This is a genomic window from Paenibacillus sp. P5_B5 (assembly GCF_056400365.1).
Map to the genome: position 1 here is coordinate 156,905 of NZ_JBFULK010000004.1, position 23,907 is coordinate 180,811.

Sequence of the window (23,907 nt, forward strand, 5' to 3'; positions counted from 1 at the left end):
GTAACATGATTTACGTGGCTCTTCAAAGTGTATAAGGGGAAATATCTTCAGGTGGGACGTTTCGAGGGTGGATTAAGATCATTCATAGGGAGTGGCAAGATGACGAAAGAGCGTTTTAAGAAAGCGGAGTTCGTTGCCTGGATCGGAATTATCGGCAACTTATCCTTAGCTTTGTTAAAAGGATTTATAGGATGGTTCGCGAATAGTAAAGCTCTTCTAGCGGATGCACTGCATACTGCATCTGATGCTGCTAGTTCGTTCGCTGTTCTAAGCGGTTTACGTGCCGCAAAAATGCCACCAGATGAAGATCATCCTTACGGACATGAGAAAGCGGGGGCTATTGCTTCGGTTATCGTATCTGTGCTCATATTTATTGTAGGGGTTGAAATCGGCATTTCAGCAATAAAGTCGCTATATAACGGGGTGGATATGCCTCCAAAGGGATATGCACTTATTATTGTTATTTCAATTGTGCTTAGTGAGGTTTTATTCCAATACAAGATTCGACTTGGCATAAAAATGTCTGCACATGCCTTAATTACCAATGCTCGTAGCCATAAGTATGGTGTATACTCTTCTTTGGTAGCGCTTGCGGGAGTCGGAGGCGCCTATCTTGGTAAACTTTTCGGATTGAATTACTTTTATTACTTGGATCCATTAGCAAGCTTGATTGTATCATTATTGATTTTGAGAATGGGTTATCAATTACTGATGAACTCCATTTATTGCACATCAAATCATATGGTTATTAAAGAGGATGAGGACGTTCTTCTGCAAACTGTACAACGTGTGAATGGTGTGATCACAGTTGAAGATTTGCGAATTAAGGAGCACGGACATTACGTCATTGTAAATGTGAAAATTAGTGTTAATCCGAGGATTATGGTTATGGAAGGAAATGAAATAGCTAAAGATGTGAAGGGCCGATTAATGGACCGTTTTCTTCACATTTCAGATGTTATCATCCATGTCTATCCCTATGATCCGGGTTATCCTTATAAGAATAATTTGGAAATTGAGCAGAATGAATTTTCATCGATGCTGCATTGACTAGGAAGGGGAAGTGTGAATGCTGCTTGGGAGAGCAAGATGGGAAATTGGCTTAACGGATGATATATTAGCCTCCAAACTAGCTGAGGAATTGAACGTATCCCTATTAGTAGCTAAGCTGCTTGTGAAACGGGGGATTCACGCTGCTGATGACGCAAAACGGTTTTTATTTGAAGGGATCGAGGGCTTCCACGATCCTTTTCTAATGGATGGTATGCAGGTAGCTATCGAGCGAATTCAGCTTGCAGTAGAACAAAAAGAACGGATTCGCGTATATGGTGATTATGATGCTGATGGTGTCACTTCAACTGCGCTTATGACTTTTTTGCTACGAACTTTAGGTGCAAACTTTGATACGTATATTCCTCATCGCGTACGAGAAGGATATGGGCTTAATCGTGAAGCTATTAAGCTAGCTCATGAGCAAGGAGTCGCTCTATTTGTGACTGTGGATACAGGTGTTAGTGCTGTAGAAGAGATAGCCTATATTCGCGAGCTGGGGATGGATGTAATCGTAACTGATCATCATGAACCACCGGCAGTATTGCCTGAGCCGCTAGCCCTTATTAATCCTAAGAAGCCTGGTTGTCCTTATCCATTTAAGGGACTCGCAGGTGCTGGAGTTGCGTTTAAGCTAGCACACGCGCTTCTTGGTCGTGTTCCCTTGGAGCTGCTAGAGTATGCGGCGATAGGTACAGTGGCGGATCTTATGCCGCTACAGGGTGAGAATCGTGTCATTGTGAGGCTTGGACTTGAACGTATGAGAAATACAACCTCACCTGGACTCAAGGCTTTGCTGCAGGTGTGCAAAGTAGAGGAGCGAGACGTTTCCGCTGGGCATATTGGATTTGGTATTGGTCCAAGACTTAATGCAAGTGGTAGACTTGAGTCAGCCGAAGCAGCAGTGAAGCTGTTGACTACTGAGGATGTGAACGAAGCAGCTCAGCTTGCTCAAACGCTTGATGCGTTAAATATTGAACGTCAGCATATCGTTGAACAGCTTACTGAACTAGCGGTTGCCCAAGTGGAGAGTATGCGCTTAGAAGGCCAAGCCGGGATGGAACCAAGCACCGAGGTGCTGCCTCGTGTGTTGGTGCTTGCAGGTGAAGACTGGAATGTGGGTGTTGTTGGTATCGTTGCTTCTCGAATTGTCGAGCGCTATTACAGGCCTACGATTATTCTCAGTATTGATACGGATAAAGGAACTGCTAAAGGTTCAGCACGATCCATTACTGGATTCGATATGTATGAAGCACTGACATCGTGCGCATCACTGCTTGATCACTTTGGTGGACATGCTGCAGCTGCTGGTATGTCGTTTCAAGCGGAGCGAATCGATCAGCTAAGAGATGGGCTGAATGCTTATGCAGTTGAACGATTAAAACCAGAGCAGCTGGTTCCACAGCTACAAGCAGATGTAACCTGCAGTCTTGCAGATGTACCGATTGCTTGTATAGAAGAGCTAGCAATGCTTGCACCTTATGGTATGGGTAATCCAACACCCAAATTTGTTATCACTGATCTTCAGATTTCAGACATCCGCACAATGGGGAAGGAAAGTCAGCATTTGAAGCTCGCTCTAACACAAGTACAGGACGAGATCAGCTGTTCCATTGAAGGTGTTGCCTTTAGCAAAGGTAACCTTAGCCCGTGGATGACTGTAGGAGCAACAGTGGATACACTAGCAGAGCTATCTGTGAACGAATGGAATGGCGTTCGTAAGCCGCAATTATTAATGAGGGATGTCAAGATCCCTCATCTGCAGCTGTTCGACTGGCGCGGTGCTACGCGCGCGCAGGAGAAGCTCGCCGCGCTCAGCGCCGCGGCGGATGCGGCGCCGCCAGAAGCCGGCGCCGTACCGGGCTTGCTGCTGTTTGCCACAGGCAACAGCAGCGAGCGCAGCCTTAGCGCGCCTGCCGCAGATGCGGCGCGCCTCTCTATACCGGCGTGGCAGATACACGCCGGCACAGGCGAGGTGACGCCTGCGAATGAGCACGCGGAGATGCGTGCTTTTCATTCCGTCACCGATGTGGTATTCTACAATTTGCCGAGACAAATTGAACATCTTCGGCAAGCTGTGCTTCTGAGCACGGGAATGCAGCGCTGTTATGCCTTACTTGCAGATACTGATCCGCAAAGCAGTAGTGTAATGCCATCTCGTGATGAGTTCAAGGGGCTGTATAGCTCGCTTAAATCTCTTGGACAGTGGAATCTATCCTCAGAACACGCGCGTGTCTGTCGTGAGCTTGCACGCCGTCTTAATCTTTCTGATCAATCGGTTGTTTGGATGCTTTCTGTTTTTGAGGAATTGCAATTTATTGAACGAGACGCTACCCATTTGCGAGTAGCATCTACCCCATCTAAACGGGACTTATCAGAATCTACCACATACCAAGCTCGCCTCGACCTTGCTGAAGTAGAACAGATTTGTATTTATACTTCTGCCAAGCAATTAGAGCAGTGGATGAGAAATATACTAGAAGATACGGTTCAACCATCATAACCTAATGTTTTAGGAGGAAGATCAAATGGATTTTAAAGAACATATTCGCGTTATTATGGACTATCCTCAACCGGGAATTCGGTTTAAGGATATCACAACGCTACTTAAGAATGGGAAAGCATACAAAGAAGCGATCGATGAACTTGCCAAGCTTGTCAAAGACTTGGAAATCGATGTAATTGCAGGCCCAGAAGCTCGTGGCTTCGTTGTAGGTGCACCACTTGCCTACGCACTTGGTGTCGGATTTATTCCAATTCGTAAATCAGGTAAGCTTCCAGGTCAAACAATTGAAGCTGACTATTCACTTGAATATGGTAAGGACAAACTAGCTATGCATGATGATGCGATTGTGCCAGGACAACGTGTATTAATAGCGGATGACTTGCTTGCTACTGGTGGAACAATTCAGACTTCGATTAACCTAGTGGAACGTCTTGGTGGAATCGTGACCGGTGCAGCATTCTTCATTGAGCTTTCTTACTTAGATGGACGCAGCAAGATGGGTGAAGTGCCAGTTCGTTCCTTAATTACTTATTAATTCATAGATTGGCATATACGAGAACCGCTCAGCTTATTAGCAGTTAAACTGCTAATAAGCTGAGCGGTTTTTCTTAGTGATATAGAATTATATCTTTCAGCTTATAAGTTAAATGCTTATTGTAATTAGCCATGGTCGGATGTATACTCAATACATAGTATTCATACCTTTTAAGTGGGTGATTAAGATGAAAGAAATACCTATTCCTTACGTTCGAACCAATCAAGCTGCGATGGTATTGTTTATAACCGCATCTGTACTTTTACAACAACCGATACTTATTTTATTATTATGGGTCATTCAAGTGGTCGGTCTAGTGAGTGGTGGTAAAGGGAATTTATTTATTATGGTAGTAAAACCGCTACTTCAGGGTCATGTGGGCAAGTTCGATACAGAAGCATTTGAACTCCAACGATTTAATAATTCCATTGCAGTCATCTTGTTGACGTTCTCTAACCTGTTTCTATTTGTCATGCCGTGGTCAACTGCAGGATATGTATTTGCGGGTATGGTTGCTATTGCGGCTCTAATGGCTCTATTCGGGTTCTGCATTGGATGTTTTCTTTATTTTCAGTTTAAGCAGTTCAAACACAGAAGAAGTTAGCTTCGTTAGAATCTGGTATGAACGGTACCTGAATCATCAAGATACAGTTTACGCTTCGGATCATTTTTAAGTTTAACATTGAATAGTTTGAGCCGATTGTCTTCTACTTCGATAATTACCCAGTCTTCACTCTTGTCTACTGCTTGCTCTTGCAAGAATAAAGAGGCACCCGCTTCAGCTTCATCCTTCCACTGCCAGGATTTGATTCCATAATAGAGGATATTATAATTATTAAGCATCTTACAGGCATAAATTTCGGATGTTACTTGATTTTTCAATACGAACGGCATCTCTACATGGCCTCCAATTCAACTGATTTAGATCATTATAACATGATAGACATAAAGAATCGTGGGTCCTATGTGGAATCCACGATTCTTTGTCTTACAGTATTTATATACTTTAATCTAGGCTCAACACCAAAATCAGTGCTTGAAAAATAGTAATGGCGACGATAGATGTCCGCTACGATCTGCGTATGTTCTTTCTGTAGCAAGCACTGATTTTGATTTAGAGCCTTAATTTACATATCTTATTATTAATCAAGTGTTATTAATCACGTGTTAATTTAAGCACATCCGCTAGCTTGAAGATGAGGGAAAGCAGGATACCGATGACAGTAGCTAATGCCATACCCTTAAGCTCGAAGTTACCGAATTTCAGAATAGCACCAGATAGACCAATAACGAGTACGACTGTTGTTAGAACAATGTTCTTAGCATTACCATAATCGACTTTGGAATCAACTAGAATTCGAATACCAGAAGCCCCGATTACTCCGAACAAGAGTAGTGATACCCCGCCCATAACAGGCTCTGGAATAGCCTGGATCAATGCGGCTAATTTACCAATGAATGATAACGCGATTGCTAGTACAGCAGCTCCGCCAATTACGAATACTGAGTAAACACGTGTTAATGCGAGTACGCCAATATTCTCACCATAGGTTGTATTTGGAGTGGAACCAAAGAATCCGGAAATAATGGTTGAAATTCCGTTTCCAAGTAAGGAGCGATGTAGACCAGGATCTTTGGATAAGTCTTTACCAACAATATTACTTGTAACGACCAAGTGACCAATATGCTCTGCAATTACAACGAGTGCAGCAGGCAAAATGATCAGAATCGCATTGAGTTCAAATGTTGGTGTATAGAATGTTGGCATTTGGAACCAACTTGCGTCTCTCACTCCATCGAAATTAACCAGACCAAGTGGGATTGAAATTAAATAACCGACGATGATTGAGAATAGGATGGAGATAATACGTAGGAAGCCTCTGAAGAGAACTGTTCCGAATACAGCGATACCGAATGTGACCAGTGATGCTGTTAGTACTTTGGGATCTGCGCTCCAAGGTACTCCGTTTACGGCATCCCCAATAATACCTGCATTCTTGGCAGCTACAGGGATAAGCTCGAGTCCAATAATGGCAACGATTGCGCCCATAGCGGCAGGTGGGAACACGACATCAATCCACGCGGTACCGATCTTGCCAATGAGTAGTGCAACGAGTGAGAAAATAACCCCGACAACGATGAATCCGCCGAGTGCTGCCTCGTAGCCTCCTTGAGAAGCAATTACAACTGTGACAGGAGAGATAAAAGCAAAGCTTGATCCAAGAAAAGCAGGGATTTTACCTTTAGTGATAAAGATGTACAGCAAGGTTCCAATACCATTCATGAGCAGGATCGTAGCTGGATTAACACCAAAAATAATCGGTACAAGTACAGTTGATCCAAACATGGCAAATAAATGCTGTAGACTGAGGGGGATTGCGGTAAGAAGCGGAGGCTTTTCATGAATGTCGATAAATTTAGGGCTAGACTGCTGGTTTGATTCCACTGCTAAATTCCTCACTTTCGGCTTATAAATAGATAGAAGACTTAAATTTCCTTTACAGAGTGTATTATTCATTTGTAAATTCGTCAATTACTTACAAGAAACTACTTTAATACTCAGAGCATAAATGTTTTTGATGATGTTTCTAAGAATTTATGAATGAGGTAAAAAAATTTTGCTACTGAAATAAGAAAGTTATTGAGAACTTTCCCTTAATTCCAACGTATACTGTTACAAATTGATATATTTTGACGAATACCTTACAGACTATAGTTGACGTAAGGTAGACCTGCAAGGCATAATGAATTAAAATTAAAATTAAAATAAAATTTGAATCGATAGTAAGGGAATGGACTGAATTATGGGCATAGAGCTCTTACTCGAGAAAGCGGCAGGTTATCTCAAGGAGAACGATTTAAAGAAGATAGAACAAGCGTATGAATTTGCGGAGAAAGCTCATCATGGGCAATCGCGTAAATCAGGCGAACCTTATATACTGCATCCTGTAGCGGTAGCGGAAATTTTGGTGAACATGCAAATGGACGTCACCTCAATTATCGCTGCCTTGCTTCATGATGTCGTGGAAGACACTACGGTTTCATTGGAGTTACTTGAAGAAAAGTTTGGATCAACTTGTGCTATGCTCGTTGGTGGACTAACCAAGCTTGAACGGATTCAATTTAAATCCAAAGAAGAGCAACAGAATGAGAATTATCGTAAAATGTTCGTGGCTATGGCACAGGACATTCGAGTTATTTTGATTAAGCTTGCTGACAGGCTCCATAATATGCGGACGCTTAAATATCAGTCTGAAGAGAATCAACGGCGAATCGCTTATGAGACATTAGAAATATTCTGTCCGATCGCACATCGACTTGGTATTTCAGCAATTAAATGGGAAATGGAAGATATTGCCCTCCGCTATTTAAACCCTCAGCAGTATTATCGTATTGTCAATCTCATGCAGAAAAAACGCGCTGAGCGCGAGCAATATATTGAAGAAGTCATCACGAACATCAAGAGTAAGCTCAAGGAAATGAACATTGAAGCAGATATTTCGGGCCGACCGAAGCATCTGTATTCCATTTATACGAAGATGAGCTCTAAGAATAAAGAGTTTAACGAAATATATGACCTAATGGCACTTCGAGTCATTGTGGAGAATATTAAGGATTGCTACGCAACACTAGGTATTATTCATACTCTATGGAAGCCGATGCCAGGTCGCTTCAAGGATTATATCGCAATGCCCAAGACGAATATGTATCAGTCACTGCATACGACTGTGATTGGTCCTAAAGGGGAGCCATTAGAGGTTCAAATTCGGACATGGGATATGCACAAAACATCTGAATTTGGGGTAGCTGCTCACTGGGCCTATAAAGAAGGCTCGGTAGCTCCATCAAGTACTTTTGGTGAGAAAATGGGCTGGTTCCATGAAATTCTAGAGCTTCAGAATGAAACGACGGATGCTGCAGAGTTTATGGAATCGATGAAGATGGACTTCTTCTCAGACCTTGTGTTTGTGTTTACACCTAAAGGCGAAGTAATTGAGCTGCCTAAGGGATCGGGGCCACTCGATTTCTCCTACCGCATTCACACGGAGGTAGGTAACCGTACGATTGGCGCGAAGGTGAATGGAAGAATCGTTCCGCTTGATCATACGTTGAAGACAGGAGATATCATAGAAATTCTCACGTCGAAGCATTCATACGGACCAAGTCAAGACTGGATTAAGATCGCCCAATCTTCCCATGCACGCAGTAAAATTAAGCAATGGTTCAAGAAAGAGAAGCGCGAAGAAAATATTGAACGAGGCCGTGAAGCGATTGAACGTGAAATCAAGCGTATGGGACTTGATCCTTCGAATTTCTTGAACGATGAGAAATTAAATGATGTAGCTAAGAAATTTACCTTTAACGATCCAGACGATTTGCTAGCTGGCATTGGCTTTAGTGGTATTACAGCTTCTCAAGTTGTGAATAAGCTTACGGAGAAGTACCGTAAGGAAGTTGAAGAAGCCGAGAAAATTCAGCTTACCAATGAAGTGAAGGAAGTTAAATCGGCACCTGAGAAGGAACGCAAAGGCTATCCGACTAATGGTGTGCGTGTCAAAGGCATCGACAATCTACTTGTACGCTTTGCCCGATGCTGTAATCCAGTTCCAGGTGATGAAATCGTCGGGTATATTACACGCGGTCGCGGGGTAACTGTCCACAGAACAGATTGTACGAACATCCCGACTGACGATGTTGATGATAGCAACCGGATTATCGAAGTGGAATGGGCTGGAGCTGTCGAATCCAATTACAATGTGGAGATTGAAATTACTGGTCATGATCGCAGAGGCTTCTTGAACGAAGTGCTCCAGGCAGTTTCGGAGAGTAAGACAATGATTTCTGCTGTATCGGGCCGTACAGATAAGAACAAAATGTCGTTAATTCATATGACAATCCAAATTCGCAATGTAGACCATTTACATTCCGTAGTGGAGAAGATCAAACGTGTCAAAGACGTATATTCCGTCCAACGGATTATGCAGGCATAAGGAGCGTACGAATAGATGAGAGTCGTTGTTCAGCGTAGTAAAGAAGCCAAGGTGGTCGTCAGCGGTGAGGTTGTAGGTCAGATTGAGCACGGACTTATGTTGCTAGTTGGCGTAACACATGAGGATGCGATAGAAGATGCTCGTTATTTAGCTGAGAAAATTGCTGGATTACGGATTTTTGAAGACGATGCGGGGAAAATGAACCTATCTGTTCTCGAGGTAGGTGGACAAATCCTATCGGTATCACAATTTACACTGTATGGTGATTGCCGTAAAGGCAAGCGACCAAGCTTTATCTCCGCTGCTAGACCTGAGCAAGCAGAAGTATTGTATGAGCAGTTCAATGAACTATTGCGAGACAAGGGACTAATCGTTGCAACAGGCTCCTTCGGCGCGATGATGGATGTATCGTTCACCAATTCGGGTCCTGTCACTCTAATCATTGATAGCAAATAGGATTTCATAGCCGTATTTCTCTTATGGGGATTACGGTTTTTATTTTTTTATGATGAGTGGTTTTATTTGTTCCTCGTCATTAACGTACCGATCCCTGTGATGACCCCAAACCCAATAGCAGAAAAAATATTAATTAGCGACGTTGAGTTACCAACACTTAAATAGAAAATTCCATTCATGATAAGCGAAGCAATACATAAAATAAATATCCATTTCATAATAATATGAGCTGTCATTATCATTTCCTCCTAGATTGTGTATTCGATATATGTAGACCAAAATATGAAATAATCTTTCGTTCACTTTCATCTTAGTAAATGAAGTTCACTTTTTTCTTACTCATTTCTTACAAGATTCTTAAGTTCGGAGAGTGTGTAAGGTTACCTGCAAATTTGGCAACAATAGAGGTATCTATTAATACACCAAACTACAGAGGGGCGTAAGCTTGCATGCATCAGTCTAGTAAAGAAAAGATTATCACAAGTTTAATGAATAATGAGCATTCAACCTATCATGAAGCACTGCATTGGGGTAGTCAGTCAAGTGATATGGAAGTGAGTGGAGAGTTTGCCCCCGTGCATCATAAATTGAGATCAAAGCCTAGTCGTGCTAATAGGAGCCATCAGCCATGATGGCTCTTCTTTCGTTCTCTACTCGGTTTGTGGTACACTAGTTCTGTTTGAATATACATATTTCGTGGAAATAATCCTATTTTCATAAATTTTATTACAGGAAGGTGAATTATGGCAGCACAATCGAAATCATCTAACTTGAAACAAACGAAACAATCGAAATTATGGCTTGTCATTATGAGTTCTCTGATTATCTTAACGTTGATCGCAGGAGGAGCAGCATTATATTATCAATATAAGCACCCTCACAATCTATCAAAGCCGCAGGAGCTAGAGAAGGTTAATATCTCGCCTAATATTACGGATCAGTATGATGTCATCGTAGTCGGGACGGATCCTGAGGGAATTGCAGCCGCAGTATCGGCATCTCGCAATGGGCTGAGAACTTTGTTAGTAGACGGTGATAATCGTGAAATCCTAGGTGGTTTATTTACGTTAGGGTGGCTTAATACCATCGATATGAACTGGAAGCCTGGAGGCAATGCAATCACCGGTCAGGTTCCACTCAATAAAGGACTTTTCTCCGAAATGTTCGATCAGATTGAGGGAGATTCGTTCGACGTCATCACAGCAGCTAATGTGTTTAATAAAATGGTCAAAGATGAGAAGAACATTGACCTGTTATTGCAGGTGCAAACCATTGAACCGCTGATGAAAGCTGAAGAAACATCAAATGGGAACAAGGTAATTGAAGGTGTGAATTTAATACTACAGGATGGCTCTAAGAAAACAGTTAAGGCCAAATCCGTAATTGATGCGACGCAAGACGCCGATCTTGCTGTAGCGGCAGGTGTACCTTATACATATGGTAGGGAAGATTTGGTTGGCGATACCAAGACGAAAATGGCTGTTACGCTAGTATTTCGTCTGAAGAATGTGACGCCTGATGTTTGGAAGCAAGTGAAAGAAAGATTGAATGGTGATGACAACGCAGGAACTGGAGCGAATGAAGTTAGTGCATGGGGCTATAATGAAATGTACAAATATCCTTCTAGTAATCCTGAACGTGTTAAAATGCGGGGTCTAAATATCGGACGCCAAAATAATGAAACGATGCTCATTAATGCATTACAAATATTCGGTATCGACGGAGCAGATCCGAAGTCTAGAGAGGAAGCCTTTGAGATTGGTAAGAAGGAAGTTCCGCTTGTCGTGGATTATATGAAAGCTAATTTCCCAGAGTTTGCAGGCCTTGAACTTGATGCAACTGCACCTGAACTGTATGTCCGCGAAACACGCCATATTGAAGGTGAATACCGTCTGCACATTCTTGATGTACTAGAGAATGTTGATCACTGGGATCGAATCGCCTTCGGCTCGTATGAGGTTGATATCCAGAATTCAAGCGCAGCAGGCGATGGAACTGTCGTAGGTAAGACGGATCAATACGCGATTCCATTCCGCAGCATCGTACCGCTTAAAGTAGATGGACTATTAGTAGTTGGTCGCGCGGCTAGCTTTGATACCCTTCCACATGGATCTGCACGTACTGTGCCAGTTGGTATGGGAACAGGGGAAGCGGCTGGGGCGGCAGCTAAATTTGCCAAAGATGCTAATGTATCCTTCCGCGAAATGTCGGCATCCAAGGAGCTGATCGCACAGCTGCAGGATCAACTCAATAAGCAAGGAATGGATGTTAAACCATTCAAGATTGAGCCTTATGATTATATGAAAGATCCTCAGTATGAAGGCCTCCGTGTGGCACTTGCATATGGACTTGAATACCTGGGCTATGAGAAAAAATATGATTACAGCAAGAAATCCAATCCTGTTCGCATGGCTAACTTGATTAGCGGTGTCAAACGAATGAAAGCAGATGCTGTTAAGAGTGATCCAAGCAAGGCTGTTAAGGGTGATTTGAAAGAGGCTGCGAAATTACCACTTACGCTTGAACAGGCAAGTTATACAATTGCACTTGGATTAGGTGTTAAGGTGAATGCACCAAGCGATGCGCAAGGCGAGCTAATCAAGGCGGGTATCGTGAAAGAAGATACGTTCAAAGCGGTCAAAGACCCTGAGAACCTTACCAATGGTGAAATGTTCATGATGCTGAAGGATATTGAAGTAAGTTTGATTGGTGAATAAGCACCATGTAAATTTAAATAAGAAGACTTGCATCTCTAGGATGTAAGTCTTCTTTTGTTAAGATTAAATAATTGAATTAATTAAACCACAATGCATCGAGTGAATAGTCGCCTGCACCGATCAGAGCGATTCCAATGACAACAGCGATGAGGATTAAAGGAAACTCTATGCCATTCGCTCCATTCCAGAAGCCATGCTTTAAATGAACTTTCAGTAATGCACCCAGCATGACGATGACAATGAAGGCTGCACCTAACCAGGTTAGGAAGCCAGCTGCAATCATTAGGCCTCCCCCAAACTCAGCAAGACCAACAAGTACCGCTAGTAATACGCCTGGTTTAAATCCGATGGAATCAAAGAACCCACCAGTACCTTTGGGACCGTATCCTCCGAACCAACCAAATAGTTTTTGTGCACCATGTGCAGCTAGGGATAATCCCACAACTAAACGAATAAGTAATAAACCGATAGCAATCGACATAAAACATCATCCCCTAAATTATAATTAATAAATAATTTATTTATAATTACTTACTTTATGTTAGTATAATATGTTAGTGACTATCTTTTTGTCAAGGGGTTATGTTAAAATATAATTGGTTAAGGAGATGATTTAACATGACAGATCGACTTTGTCCGCGATTTGAAGATGCTTTTGAGCTACTGGGCAAAAGATGGACAGGGCTCATTATTAAAGTATTGATAAGTGGTCCAAAGCGTTTCAAAGATATTTCTGATGTGATACCTAACATGAGTGATCGTATGCTTTCTGAGCGCTTTAAAGAATTAGAAACAGCCGGTATCATTATTCGGCATGTATATCCTGAAACTCCGGTGCGTATTGAGTACGAACTATCGGATAAAGGGAAGGACCTAGAGCGAACGATGGATGAGGTTCAGAAATGGGCTGAGAAATGGTCAGGGCAGTAGGAAATCTAAATTTCCTACTTGCAAAATGTCCCAATTTATGATAAACATAGTATTAAGTTAATATTTAGTGCGGAAGAACCGCCCAAGACTCACGTAAATCGTGTGTCATGGGCGTTTTTTTGTGCTTGAAAGGGGCTGTTGGTCCTATGAATGTATGTATTTGTCTAATAAAGGGGGGAGTTAAAGGGTCTAGAACCTATAGGAGGGTAGCTGATTGGAATCACGCGGAAGTAAGCTTAACATTTCAGATATTCTAGCAGGACGATATCGCATCATATCCTTGTTAGGTCAAGGAGGGATGGGGACTGTATATCTCGCTCAGGACTTGAAGCTTCTTGGTAAGCAGTGGGCGATCAAAGAAACGGTGATTGAGAATCAAGACTACCAAAGATTTATTGATGAAGCAGAAATCTTGGTGCGTTTGAACCACTCCTATTTACCCACTGTTATTGATTACATCAGACCTGACGAATATGGGACAAGTTATCTTGTTATGGATTACATTAAGGGCCATACTTTACAGCAAATATTTGAACGTAAGAACAAGAGAATGGAAAGTCAGACTGTAATTAAATACGCTCTTCAAATTTGCGAGTTATTTGATTATCTACATCATGGTCAATCAACTCCGATTATTTACAGAGATCTTAAGCCCTCTAACATCATGATCGACGAGAATGACAATATTCGATTAATTGATTTTGGAGTTGCCCGTAACTTCAAAGAAGGTAAACAGACGGATACAGTTCAGTTAGGTACGATTGGATTTGCTGCTCCTGAGCAGTTCGAACAACAACAAACGGACAACCGTACAGATTTATATACCTTAGGTGCGGTTATGTACTATCTACTTAGCAGAGGTAAATACTACTATGTCACTCAAAAGCGGTTAGATGAAATAGAGGAAGGTCTATCACAAGAATTAACTCAAATTATCAATAAGCTGTTACGAAGTTCACCATATGATCGATATCAGAAAGCGAATGATGTTAAACGAGATTTGACTCGAATTAGCCATACTAGATCAGCAATACGGGATCAGAATAATGTTAATCATGCAGTTCATTCTAAGAATATAGGACCCGTGATAATCGCGGTTACAGGTGTATATAAGGGGGTAGGGACAACTCATACAGCTATTCTTATCGCTAATTATCTTTCCGCGAGGCAAGCTAAAGTAGCAATAGTAGAAGCTAATGATTCACAGGATTTCTCCAGAATAGAGTGTATGTATGAAGGGTCTAGAACACCTCTTGATGGGACTAATAAATTTACAATTAACGGTGTTGAATATTATAAATCAGGAGCTAACGTAGACTTAGTTTCACTCTTATTAGAGGACTACACTTATATTGTATTAGATATTGGCTGTTATGACGGAAATGACTGGTTTGAAGAATTCATCCGTGCTCATAAACAAATCGTTGTAGTCTCTGGCTGTGAATGGCGACAGTATGAGATTGCTAGATTTCATGGTAAATATCCGTACAAAGATCAAAGTCGTTGTGTTTATACAGTACCATTTGCAGTGAAGCAAACGATTGATGACATTCGAAGCGGTGTAACGAACGCTCAGGTGGTCTCAATTCCTTGTCAGCCAGATCCATTTCGTATGAATGAAGCTGTAGAAGAAGTGATGGAGCTGATCATAAAGGAAGTAGATGAGGAGAAGTCTCGAAGGCAAATTTTCAAGAGAGTATTCAAACTTTGTTTAATTGCCTCAAGTGCTTTAGCAGTAATGATCCTACTATATGCTGTGACGATAAGATGAGAGGAGGACTTAGATGACGGTTATTCGTCAAAGAACCAAAAACTTAATAATGGCAGGTTCGATAGGTGCATTGTCTATGCTTATATTGTCTAGTGGGATTGTATATTGGGGTTATCAGGAGCTTAACGACGCTCAAATGAAAACAATTACGTCCTACGAGGATAAAGTGAAAGAAGCAGAGAAGCTTCTGATTGAGCAGCAAATAGCTAAACAAAAGGTGTATGTACTTAATCAAGACATTGGAGCAGGAACGGTTATTTCAGCAGATCAGATTTCAATGGTGGAGCTTACGAAGGAGATCATTCCACAGAATATAGTTACGAAGCAAGATGCAGTTGGTAAGGTTGCCAAAATTGATATAAAGAGGAATACATCTTTAATCCAGTCGATGCTATTCGAGAATGGCAATGTTCCACAAGATTTACGAAACAATGAATTTAAGATGATTGCTTTACCTAGCAAATTAAAAGTAGGGGATTATACCGACATTCGTATTAAGTTTCCTACTGGTCACGATTACATCGTTCTAACCAAGAAGAAGGTTAAAGATTTGATTGGCGGGATCTTATGGGTCGAAATGGATGAGGAAGAGATTCTGACGATGTCGAGCGCACTTGTCGATGCCTATCTTGAACAAGCAACGATTTATGCACTAAGTTATGTTGATCCTTATATGCAGGAAGAGGCGATAGTCACATATCCAGTAAGCAGCAGAGTGCTTGATCTAATCAAAGCTGATCCGAATATCGTTCATGTAGCTAGAACGGTACTGGAGAAACGGCATCGAGAAATTCTGGAGAAGGATCTGAAGGAAATGGGCGAAACGGATAAGTTAACATACATATCCAAGCAAAGTTCAGATGTAGTTAGAAATCCAAGAGATTCTAGTCTTATTGCTCCTACCTCTGACTCTAATGCTTCAAATGTAGAAGCTATAATAAGCGGAGAATCTAGATCAAATGAAGTGCATACTCCAAGTATTGAAGGCGTCCCAAATAACATAAGTGATGTAGAAGAGCAGTCACGTATTTTTGATAGCAATTCTGCGCAATAAGGGGAATATGGATGAACCGTATAGTTGTTATAGGAGCTTGTGATAAGAGTGATTTGCTGATTTATATTAGTAAAATTCTAACGGCTTGCGGTTATAGAGTTTTATTAATTGATGCAACATCAAACCAAATGTATCAATATGCGGTATCTCATATTTCGAACATGAAATTAAGTGAACATGATGGCTTTGACATTGCTAGTGGTGTAATGGAAGAAGACCAATACGAAATATATGATTATGTGATTATTGATATAGATGATCCAGCGCAAATGCTGAATTATAAAGAGTTTCAATCATGTATTCTAGTGACGAATTACGAGAAACGAACAATTGTCCAGAATCAATTGTTAATAGATCAATTTGTCCGAACACAGAACAATGAAACGATTGAAATGCACAAAGTCATTTATCATGTTGACTGTCATATGGATGAAGTCTATATTGACTCGACGCTAGAGGCGTTTCCAATTACTTGGCTTGATCAAGCGATTATCATTCATCATGATGAATATGATTACGCAGTTAAACTAAGTAATCAATATAAGAGTAGGGTAAATCTGAAGGGCCTATCACGGAGTTACAAGAGAATGCTTATAGAATTACTAGTAAGAGTATCTAATCTTCAAGCGAAGCCGCTAAGGAAAGCGTTAAAATATGTAATCAGGGGGAAGTTGTCTTGAGTCAAATTTCTTTTTGGGGAAGCGTGCATGGTCAAGTTGGTTCCACATCTAATGTCGTAGCAGCTGCCACGATGATTGGCTTTGAATATGCGACACGAATTATGGTTGGTCAAACACAATGGTCAAGATCTACTTTAGAATCAGTCTTTACCGAAAGCTCAACTATTCTTAATCGGGCGATGCATTATGCTGATATTGGGATTGATGCTTTAGAGAGATTAGCTCGTAGTAAACGTTTAATACCCGAGATCGTAGCTGATTATACGATTCCAATTATTCAGAATCGGTTAGACCTGTTAACCGGAACATCGAAACCGACGGAACCACTATACGAGAATATGAGGGATGTATTACCAGATATATTCAGTTGCGCAGATCAATGCTACGATGCCATATTGCTCGATATACATAGTGGACATAAGAATACGATAACAGAGTCATTATTAGAAACCTCTGATTTGATTGTCGTGAATCTAAGTCAGAATATGACGGTATTAGAACGCTTCTTTTCTAAACAAGATTGGCCAGAAGCGCTGAACAGCAAGCCTTTTATGGTAGTCATAGGGCAATACGATCCCAAATCTAAGTATTCTGCAACGAATATAGCTAGGAGGTTTGATTATAAAGATCCAATCTATACAATCCCTTATTGTACAGATTACAAAGATGCATGTAATGATAGGAGCGTACTGGAATTCTTCATGCGTAACCGCAATGTATCGAAGCGTCATGAGAATTATTTTTTTATCCAAGAAATTCGTAGATTCATTCAAGCATTGTTAAGTAAAGCAGGGATAGATGCTGATTCGATATATATCGAACGGAGAGCATCTTAAGATGTTGTCCTACTCAGCTATTAACCTGGTAATCATTATATTGTTATCATTTGGACTTATTATCCTTTTATATGTAAAACTAGCCCAAAACAAACCTAATTATAAACCTAATAAGAATGAACGACTTGATATAGAGAAGTATACGATCGCAAACATGACAGAGCATATTCGTCACAAGCTTAATGAAATTGTGAGCAGTAATCTATATGATCTGGGACTAACAGAGGAGGAATTCAAGCGTCGATGCAGCCAAAGAACAGAGCTCAAGAAAGCTTTAAAGGGGTGTACGACAGGTGATTATAATGATAAGACGTATGTTAAACAATTCATATTTGATCTATTGATTCGAACTTATAACTTAAATGATCAGACGATCAATTATGCGGTTCCATTTGAGGATCGAGGTAAGCTTACTACACAGGATAAATTTGAGATTCTGCTCTATGTGTATAAAAAGAAGGTAGGCTTTGATGCCTTGAATGATATAATCCAGGCCTATCAACTCGATCAACCCAAGATGATTATCGAGAATGCAGAAAGTGAATCATTCATTATCACGGAGAATGAGATCCATGATATCTACAAGCTAGAGAACCCTAGAATAACGTTTGAGGACAAGCTGCATATTATTGTTCAGCGAATCTACGCGTATTACAAAGGTTTCGGGGTTATTGATGATATTCGCGATATGAATATTGATGGCGTTTCGGGTGGGGTATCAGGAATTGGTGGCGATAATGCTCTAGCTAATCGAAGTGTATGGTTGTTCTATAAGGGGATATCGATTCACTGTTCTTTCCTATCATTTGGTTCAGAGCTAGAGCTTAAGCGGATATGCCAGAATATTTACAAATACAATAATCCTGGACAGTTATCCGAAGCGAATGGTTACAAGGTTAATGAAATGAAGGATGGATCACGAGTTGTAGTTGTAAGACCCCCGTTCTCCGAATCATGGGCATTCTTTGTTAGGAAATTCGATCTTCCTAATGTTAGCCTAGAGCGGCTAATACAGGATGAGAATGCTGAGCTACCGATTGCCATGATTCGATATTTGATGAAGGGTGCGCGGATAACAGCTGTGACTGGAGCACAAGGCAGTGGTAAGACAACACTGTTAATGGCAATGATTAAATCCATATACGGGTCACTTACGCTTCGAATTCAAGAAATGGCATTTGAGCTGCATGCTCGTAATATTTATCCAGAGCGTAATATATTAACCTTTCGAGAAACGAGTGCTGTATCCGGACAAGAAGGTCTAGACGTTCAGAAGAAAACGGATGGGGCAGTGAACATTCTGGGCGAAATAGCTACAGATGCAGTCGCGGCGTGGATGATACAGATGTCACAGGTTGCAAGTCTTTTCACTGTATTCACACACCATGCTAAGACGTTCAAGGATTTAGTTTATTCCCTCCGTAATTCACTGCTTAAGGTAGGGATATTTAATAACGAAATGATTGCTGAAGAGCAGGTTGTTCAAGTTATTAATTTTGATATTCATCTGACGAAAGATTATAACGGTAGACGTTATATTGAAAGAATAACAGAATGTGTACCACTTGAGCATTTTGATTCGGATACTCCGCATGCAGGCCATATATTCAAAGCAAATAATATTATTGAATTTAAAGACGGTAAGTATGTTGTTGGCAGCCGAATTTCAGAGAATAACATTCAAGAGATGCTTAGATTTATGTCGACTAAGGATAGAGATGCCTTTAACTCTTTTCTAATCGAGCAGTGGGGGGTAACAGAGTAACGTATGTGGATGCTATTCGGTGCCCTAATTATAGTGACAATGGTATGTGTGGCTCTATTCTTATGGGTTAGCTCAAGACAAGGTGATCGGCGGAGTATGGCAACCCTTATTGAAGAGCTTGTTTCCAAAGAAAATACACGGAAGAAAATGATGCAGTTATATCAGAAATCTTATGTGTGGTCATTAAATATTCCGTTTCTTAAAAGCTATGTACGTAAAATACGTAAACGGCTGGAGAATATTCATACGTATGATGGTTACACCGTACGTAAGGAAACGATGAAAATTACATTCGCCACTTTAGGTTTTACGGTAATAACGCTGTTATTAGTCATCCTGATAAATCCTAATTTAATGTTTATCATCTGGGTAATACTTGGATTAATTGTCATCAATGGGATGATGATTGACGCCTTTGTTAACCGATTGGAGGATCGGGTAGTTAAACAATTCGTGCAGTGTTTAAGTCATATTCGCCATTACTATCAACAACACAAGATGGTTGAAGAAGCTATTTATGAAGCGGCACAAGTGTCGAGCTATGAAGCTGAATTACATGCGGAGCGGGTACATCATATCCTAACGTCTAATGATCCCAAAGCTAGGCTGGATGAATATTACGAGGTTGCACCTAATCGGTATTTGAAGATGTTTGCAGGAATCTCTTTTTTTATCATGGAGTACGGCGATAAATTTGTTAAGAACGGTTCATTGTACTTGAATGCGCTTAATCGTCTTACACAAGAGATGAACTTCGATATTCTTCGGAGAGAGAAATTAGGACATTTATTAAAGGGATTGACTGCTATTGCATTATTACCCGTCCTCTTTACTTCACCAATTGAGAATTGGGCTAGCACCTATTTTCCAGCGATAAGTGATTTCTATTCAGGACAAATTGGTATTGTATTTAAGGTTATTGTGTTTCTAATCATAATTGTATCCTATGTATTACTTAGAAAAATGCTTGAGAACGATGAAGCGGAGTATAGTGCAAAGCCTAGGCGTAATAAATGGAGGCAAAAGCTCTATAGCTATTCGCCGATTAAATGGATTGTTGATCGGTTTGTACCTGGCACACATACAAGGCAATATTTTAAAATAACGACTTTGCTTAAAGAAACCAATTCACCTTATACCATTGAATGGTTTTATTTACACCGAATGCTGCTTACCTTAGTTTGTTTTGTTGGAGTGCTCGTTTTATTCTACTACATGCATATGACCTCTATTAACCAAGTGTTACATGCTCCGACCAAACAGACGGCTTTTATCGGTAAGCTTCCTGCTGATGAACAGATTAAAGCCCAGCAATTAACAGACTTTGATCGTTCTGTCATCGAAAATTTACAGGTATCCCCTAATCTTGCTAAAGAACAAGTGATTCACAAAGTAAGTGAAATGACCCTAGATGATCGGAATTCCACAGCTGTAATCATTACCGCAAATCGAATTTTTGGAAAAATCAATCTTCTCAAAAGTGAGTATTTTAAGTGGTGGGAGCTGGCAATTGGACTTGCTCTCAGTGTGATAGCATACCATGTCCCAATCTGGATTTTACAATTTCAAAGAAGAATGCGTGCAATCGATATGCAGAATGAAGTAGATCAGTTCCATACCTTGATTGCTATACTCAGCGAGTTTGAACGAGTTTCAGTAGAGAATGTACTAGAATGGTTGGAGCGATCTGCCACTATCTTCAAGGCACCTCTGCAAGCTTGTTTACTTCATTATGATCATGGAGCGGAGAAAGCTTTGGAGCAATTGAAACATGATGTAGTGTTCATTCCTTTTGTTCGAGTCGTGGAACGATTACAGCTTGCTGTAGAGAAGATTCCTCTCAAATTAGCTTTTGATGATTTGGAAATGGAACAAGAGTATTACAAGCAGAAGCGTGAACAACACTATGAGAAAGTGATTGAACAGAAATCAAATTGGGGGAAACTCATTGGATTTGCTCCTATGTATGCACTGGTATTTATGTATCTGGTCATCCCTCTTCTTTATATTAGCTCAGTTCAAATGACTCAATATGTAAAAGTGCTTCAACAATAATCTAGAAGAAAAGAGGAAATGAATAATGAGTAATGCACAAAGAGCTTTATTGATTGCAGCAGGTTTATTCCTGACGATCGCTTTAATTACGTTGGTTGTCAATTTGTTTGGATCTGCACAGGATGCTTCCAAACAAGCGCAGAATGAATTTGCTGGGATTCAAACAGAGTTAGCAGAGCAAGCTTACATGGTTTACGATAATACCATACTTTCTGGTAGTCAGGTTGTTAATGCACTGCGCAAATTCAAAGATAAAGGAAGTTTTGGTGTTCAAGTTCGAACTGGAAAGAACATTGCTAACAGCAATATTGGTTCTTGGTATCATAAGCATGTCATCGTGACAAGTGACCCAGAAGATGTGAATTATGGTCAAGTGAGTCCAATAGAGCCTGATGGAACACTAGCTAAGGCAACTAATGAAGTAAATGAAGATTATATTAATCCAAGTGGAAAATTTAAGTCAAAGCTCATTCGAGATAAAAGCAATGCGATTCGTGCCATCGTTTTTAATCAAGAAAATTAAATGATGTTATGGATAACCCTGCACAGAAGATGATTGAATTAACTGCTGCGATCGGCTTGTTTATTGGAGCACTTACGATAGGTGCGATGTTGTTTATTAAAGTTTCACAGGCTGTAGAAATAACAAATAAGTTTAATGTAGGTCAGGATCGTAACATACATACAACACTTGCCATTCCTAAGAAATATGAAGTCACAGGTGCAGAAGTATTGCAGTCTATTTATCATATTGGAAGCATTGGAGCAGATATTCAGGTAGATGGCCAAGAGTTCTTTCGTAATTTAGACATTAATCATATGGATGTTAGCAAGATCGATGTCCATAGAAGTTATGTACCCACCTATATCAGAGATGAGAATGGCGGGTTGAGCAAAATCATATTTAATCCACAATAGCAATAACAGGAGGTAGGTTAACTACTAGTGAATGCCATATCGAAGATAGTTGCTGCTATTCTAGCTGTCTTATTGCTGTACTTGTATCCGATATCTGATTCTTATGAGAAACAAGACGAGATTTCTTACATGACGGCCAATAAGTTAGTCGTTAATTTTGTTGATGCAGTTAGGAACAAGGGATATGTAACACCTATGATGTATAACGATTTAGTACAAGCCTTAAATCTAACAGGAAATACGTTCGATATTCAGTTGGAACATCAACATAAACGCTATAACCCGATTTATACAGATCCGGCTAATTCAGCAACGTTCCAAGCTGCATTCAATATCGATTATGACGGATATTATCATGAACAAATTGTATCCGTTCTTTATCCAAACAATACCCTGCCTTTAGATGATTCAAGTCGAATGTATAAGCTTACTGTTGGTGATTATTTTGGTGCTATTGTTAAGAATACGAATAGGACGAATGCGACATTAATTCGAGATTTCCTAAATCAATCGAACACAGGTAATAATACTAGAATTCACATCCCTTATGGGGGAATGGTGTTAAATGAAGATTACTAACCTAGCAATTGTATTCATACTAATTCTTTTTCCGATGACATATATTAATGGCCAGCAGCTTAAGGCTCAGAAAGTAAATTTGCAAACAGAACAGCTCTATAATCAATATATTTCGGCAGCTATAGAAGACGCAGCAACTGCACTTAATTTCAACGAAAAACAGGAATATGAAGCTAATTATGAATCGATGAAGAGATTTAGAGCGAATAAAGAACAAGCGATCAAAGCCTTCTTTCGGACAATGTACATGAATTTTAATGTCATGGATGACCCCATCGCTCAAAGTGTATTAGCTGCCTATATTCCTGTAATAGTGGTAGTGGATTATGACGGCTATTACATCTACGCAGTAGAAGAATACAAGAATAAGAATGGGGAAACTGAGCTTAAGCACGTATGGAAACCTAAGAAGCCTTATGCATATGTGGACCAAGCTGGGAATAGTCTATCTTTTACACTAGATGATTATGTTTATGCTTATGACCGAGCAGATCGTAAATGGAGTGAAGGATTCCGAATAGATGTTGCAGCATTAGCTACTATTCCTATTCTCAATAATCCAGATGAGTTTGATCAAATTAGACGAAGCACGATCGTTAATGCAATCGAGCAAGACTTGGCGTATGCCATCAATATTCATAATACATACGCTCGTCAATATGGTATTACTTATACGTTTACATTGCCCTTGATCAGTCAAGAGCAGTGGCATAATACAATCAATGACATGGGTGTAATTGCTTTTATTCAAGGCATTCCTATTGGTGACAAGTACTACAATAATTATGCTTTAGGTGGAAGCAGACTTCTTAAGAAGCCTGTTATTTATGGCGCGATTCGAGATGGAGTCAAGGTGTACTTTCGAGATAGCTGTTCCTATTCGGACACGATTATTGAGACATTTACTAGTGAGAAGGATGCAGCAAAGCATGGGTATTTTCCTCGTGATTGCTTGAATACAAACCTATGAATATTTATTTCAAAAAACGATATACAGAAGATGGATAATATGACGATATATAGATTATACAACTGTGTAATTTACCTAAATATAACAATTGTTA

At 40.3% G+C, this 23,907-nt stretch carries 22 protein-coding genes; 18 read left to right on the forward strand and 4 right to left on the reverse strand.

Annotation, left to right across the window (positions count from 1 at the left end; genetic code table 11):
• Positions 1–99 precede the first annotated feature (99 nt).
• The 4 genes from AC1DOK_RS07200 to AC1DOK_RS07215 all read left to right on the forward strand — a co-directional run bounded on the left by AC1DOK_RS07200 (position 100) and on the right by AC1DOK_RS07215 (position 4,695).
• The gene (locus AC1DOK_RS07200) at positions 100–1,050 is read left to right on the forward strand and encodes a cation diffusion facilitator family transporter (protein ID WP_477553568.1); all 951 of its coding nucleotides are present in this window, start codon (positions 100–102) and stop codon (positions 1,048–1,050) included.
• Positions 1,051–1,069: 19 nt separating this feature from the next.
• Positions 1,070–3,553 (forward strand): single-stranded-DNA-specific exonuclease RecJ, encoded by a 2,484-nt coding sequence (gene recJ / locus AC1DOK_RS07205; protein WP_477553569.1) that lies wholly within the window; start codon positions 1,070–1,072, stop codon positions 3,551–3,553.
• Between the two features lie 25 nt (positions 3,554–3,578).
• Complete coding sequence (locus AC1DOK_RS07210) at positions 3,579–4,091, forward strand: adenine phosphoribosyltransferase (protein ID WP_477553570.1); 513 nt, start codon at positions 3,579–3,581, stop codon at positions 4,089–4,091.
• A 187-nt stretch (positions 4,092–4,278) separates the two neighbouring features.
• Entirely contained in the window at positions 4,279–4,695 is a 417-nt protein-coding gene (locus AC1DOK_RS07215; protein ID WP_477553571.1) for a DUF4395 domain-containing protein, read from the forward strand.
• A 5-nt stretch (positions 4,696–4,700) separates the two neighbouring features.
• Here the strand turns inward: AC1DOK_RS07215 and AC1DOK_RS07220 are convergent, their stop codons facing one another.
• Entirely contained in the window at positions 4,701–4,985 is a 285-nt protein-coding gene (locus tag AC1DOK_RS07220) for a hypothetical protein (protein ID WP_477553572.1), read from the reverse strand.
• 262 nt (positions 4,986–5,247) lie between these two features.
• Entirely contained in the window at positions 5,248–6,537 is a 1,290-nt protein-coding gene (gene uraA / locus AC1DOK_RS07225; protein WP_477553573.1) for a uracil permease, read from the reverse strand.
• A 358-nt stretch (positions 6,538–6,895) separates the two neighbouring features.
• Here uraA and AC1DOK_RS07230 point away from each other — a divergent pair, with 358 nt between their 5' ends.
• A complete protein-coding gene (locus AC1DOK_RS07230; RefSeq protein ID WP_477553574.1) occupies positions 6,896–9,082 on the forward strand; it encodes a RelA/SpoT family protein in 2,187 nt (728 codons plus the stop codon).
• 15 nt (positions 9,083–9,097) lie between these two features.
• Positions 9,098–9,538, forward strand: coding sequence for a D-aminoacyl-tRNA deacylase (gene dtd, locus AC1DOK_RS07235; protein WP_477553575.1), 441 nt, complete (start codon positions 9,098–9,100; stop codon positions 9,536–9,538).
• Between the two features lie 62 nt (positions 9,539–9,600).
• Here the strand turns inward: dtd and AC1DOK_RS07240 are convergent, their stop codons facing one another.
• Entirely contained in the window at positions 9,601–9,774 is a 174-nt protein-coding gene (locus AC1DOK_RS07240) for a hypothetical protein (RefSeq protein ID WP_477553576.1), read from the reverse strand.
• 507 nt (positions 9,775–10,281) lie between these two features.
• On the opposite strand from AC1DOK_RS07240, the gene AC1DOK_RS07245 reads away from it, so the two are divergent.
• Positions 10,282–12,255, forward strand: coding sequence for an FAD-dependent oxidoreductase (locus AC1DOK_RS07245; RefSeq protein WP_477553577.1), 1,974 nt, complete (start codon positions 10,282–10,284; stop codon positions 12,253–12,255).
• A 76-nt stretch (positions 12,256–12,331) separates the two neighbouring features.
• On the opposite strand, the gene AC1DOK_RS07250 is transcribed toward AC1DOK_RS07245, so the two are convergent.
• On the reverse strand, positions 12,332–12,736 hold the full coding sequence (locus tag AC1DOK_RS07250; RefSeq protein ID WP_477553578.1) for a DoxX family protein: 405 nt from the start codon (positions 12,734–12,736) through the stop codon (positions 12,332–12,334).
• A gap of 137 nt (positions 12,737–12,873) precedes the next feature.
• On the opposite strand from AC1DOK_RS07250, the gene AC1DOK_RS07255 reads away from it, so the two are divergent.
• The 11 genes from AC1DOK_RS07255 to AC1DOK_RS07305 all read left to right on the forward strand — a co-directional run bounded on the left by AC1DOK_RS07255 (position 12,874) and on the right by AC1DOK_RS07305 (position 23,813).
• On the forward strand, positions 12,874–13,185 hold the full coding sequence (locus AC1DOK_RS07255) for a winged helix-turn-helix transcriptional regulator (RefSeq protein WP_477553579.1): 312 nt from the start codon (positions 12,874–12,876) through the stop codon (positions 13,183–13,185).
• A gap of 214 nt (positions 13,186–13,399) precedes the next feature.
• Positions 13,400–14,956 (forward strand): serine/threonine protein kinase, encoded by a 1,557-nt coding sequence (locus AC1DOK_RS07260; protein ID WP_477553580.1) that lies wholly within the window; start codon positions 13,400–13,402, stop codon positions 14,954–14,956.
• A 13-nt stretch (positions 14,957–14,969) separates the two neighbouring features.
• Positions 14,970–16,010 (forward strand): SAF domain-containing protein, encoded by a 1,041-nt coding sequence (locus tag AC1DOK_RS07265; RefSeq protein WP_477553581.1) that lies wholly within the window; start codon positions 14,970–14,972, stop codon positions 16,008–16,010.
• An 11-nt stretch (positions 16,011–16,021) separates the two neighbouring features.
• A complete protein-coding gene (locus AC1DOK_RS07270) occupies positions 16,022–16,690 on the forward strand; it encodes a hypothetical protein (RefSeq protein WP_477553582.1) in 669 nt (222 codons plus the stop codon).
• Positions 16,687–17,526: a chromosome partitioning protein ParA gene (locus tag AC1DOK_RS07275; RefSeq protein WP_477553583.1), complete on the forward strand. Its 840-nt coding sequence runs from the start codon at positions 16,687–16,689 to the stop codon at positions 17,524–17,526. Before AC1DOK_RS07270 ends, AC1DOK_RS07275 begins: the two co-directional genes overlap by 4 nt.
• Positions 17,489–19,291: a pilus assembly protein CpaF gene (locus AC1DOK_RS07280; protein ID WP_477553584.1), complete on the forward strand. Its 1,803-nt coding sequence runs from the start codon at positions 17,489–17,491 to the stop codon at positions 19,289–19,291. The genes AC1DOK_RS07275 and AC1DOK_RS07280 overlap by 38 nt, the downstream gene beginning before the upstream one ends.
• 33 nt (positions 19,292–19,324) lie before the next feature.
• Positions 19,325–21,346, forward strand: coding sequence for a hypothetical protein (locus AC1DOK_RS07285; protein WP_477553585.1), 2,022 nt, complete (start codon positions 19,325–19,327; stop codon positions 21,344–21,346).
• 25 nt (positions 21,347–21,371) lie between these two features.
• Positions 21,372–21,869: an ABC transporter permease gene (locus AC1DOK_RS07290; protein ID WP_477553586.1), complete on the forward strand. Its 498-nt coding sequence runs from the start codon at positions 21,372–21,374 to the stop codon at positions 21,867–21,869.
• Positions 21,870–21,877: 8 nt separating this feature from the next.
• Entirely contained in the window at positions 21,878–22,264 is a 387-nt protein-coding gene (locus AC1DOK_RS07295; RefSeq protein WP_477553587.1) for a hypothetical protein, read from the forward strand.
• A gap of 27 nt (positions 22,265–22,291) precedes the next feature.
• Positions 22,292–22,843, forward strand: a complete 552-nt coding sequence (locus AC1DOK_RS07300; RefSeq protein WP_477553588.1) for a hypothetical protein — start codon at positions 22,292–22,294, stop codon at positions 22,841–22,843.
• Positions 22,830–23,813, forward strand: a complete 984-nt coding sequence (locus AC1DOK_RS07305; protein ID WP_477553589.1) for a hypothetical protein — start codon at positions 22,830–22,832, stop codon at positions 23,811–23,813. Before AC1DOK_RS07300 ends, AC1DOK_RS07305 begins: the two co-directional genes overlap by 14 nt.
• Positions 23,814–23,907: the final 94 nt, after the last annotated feature.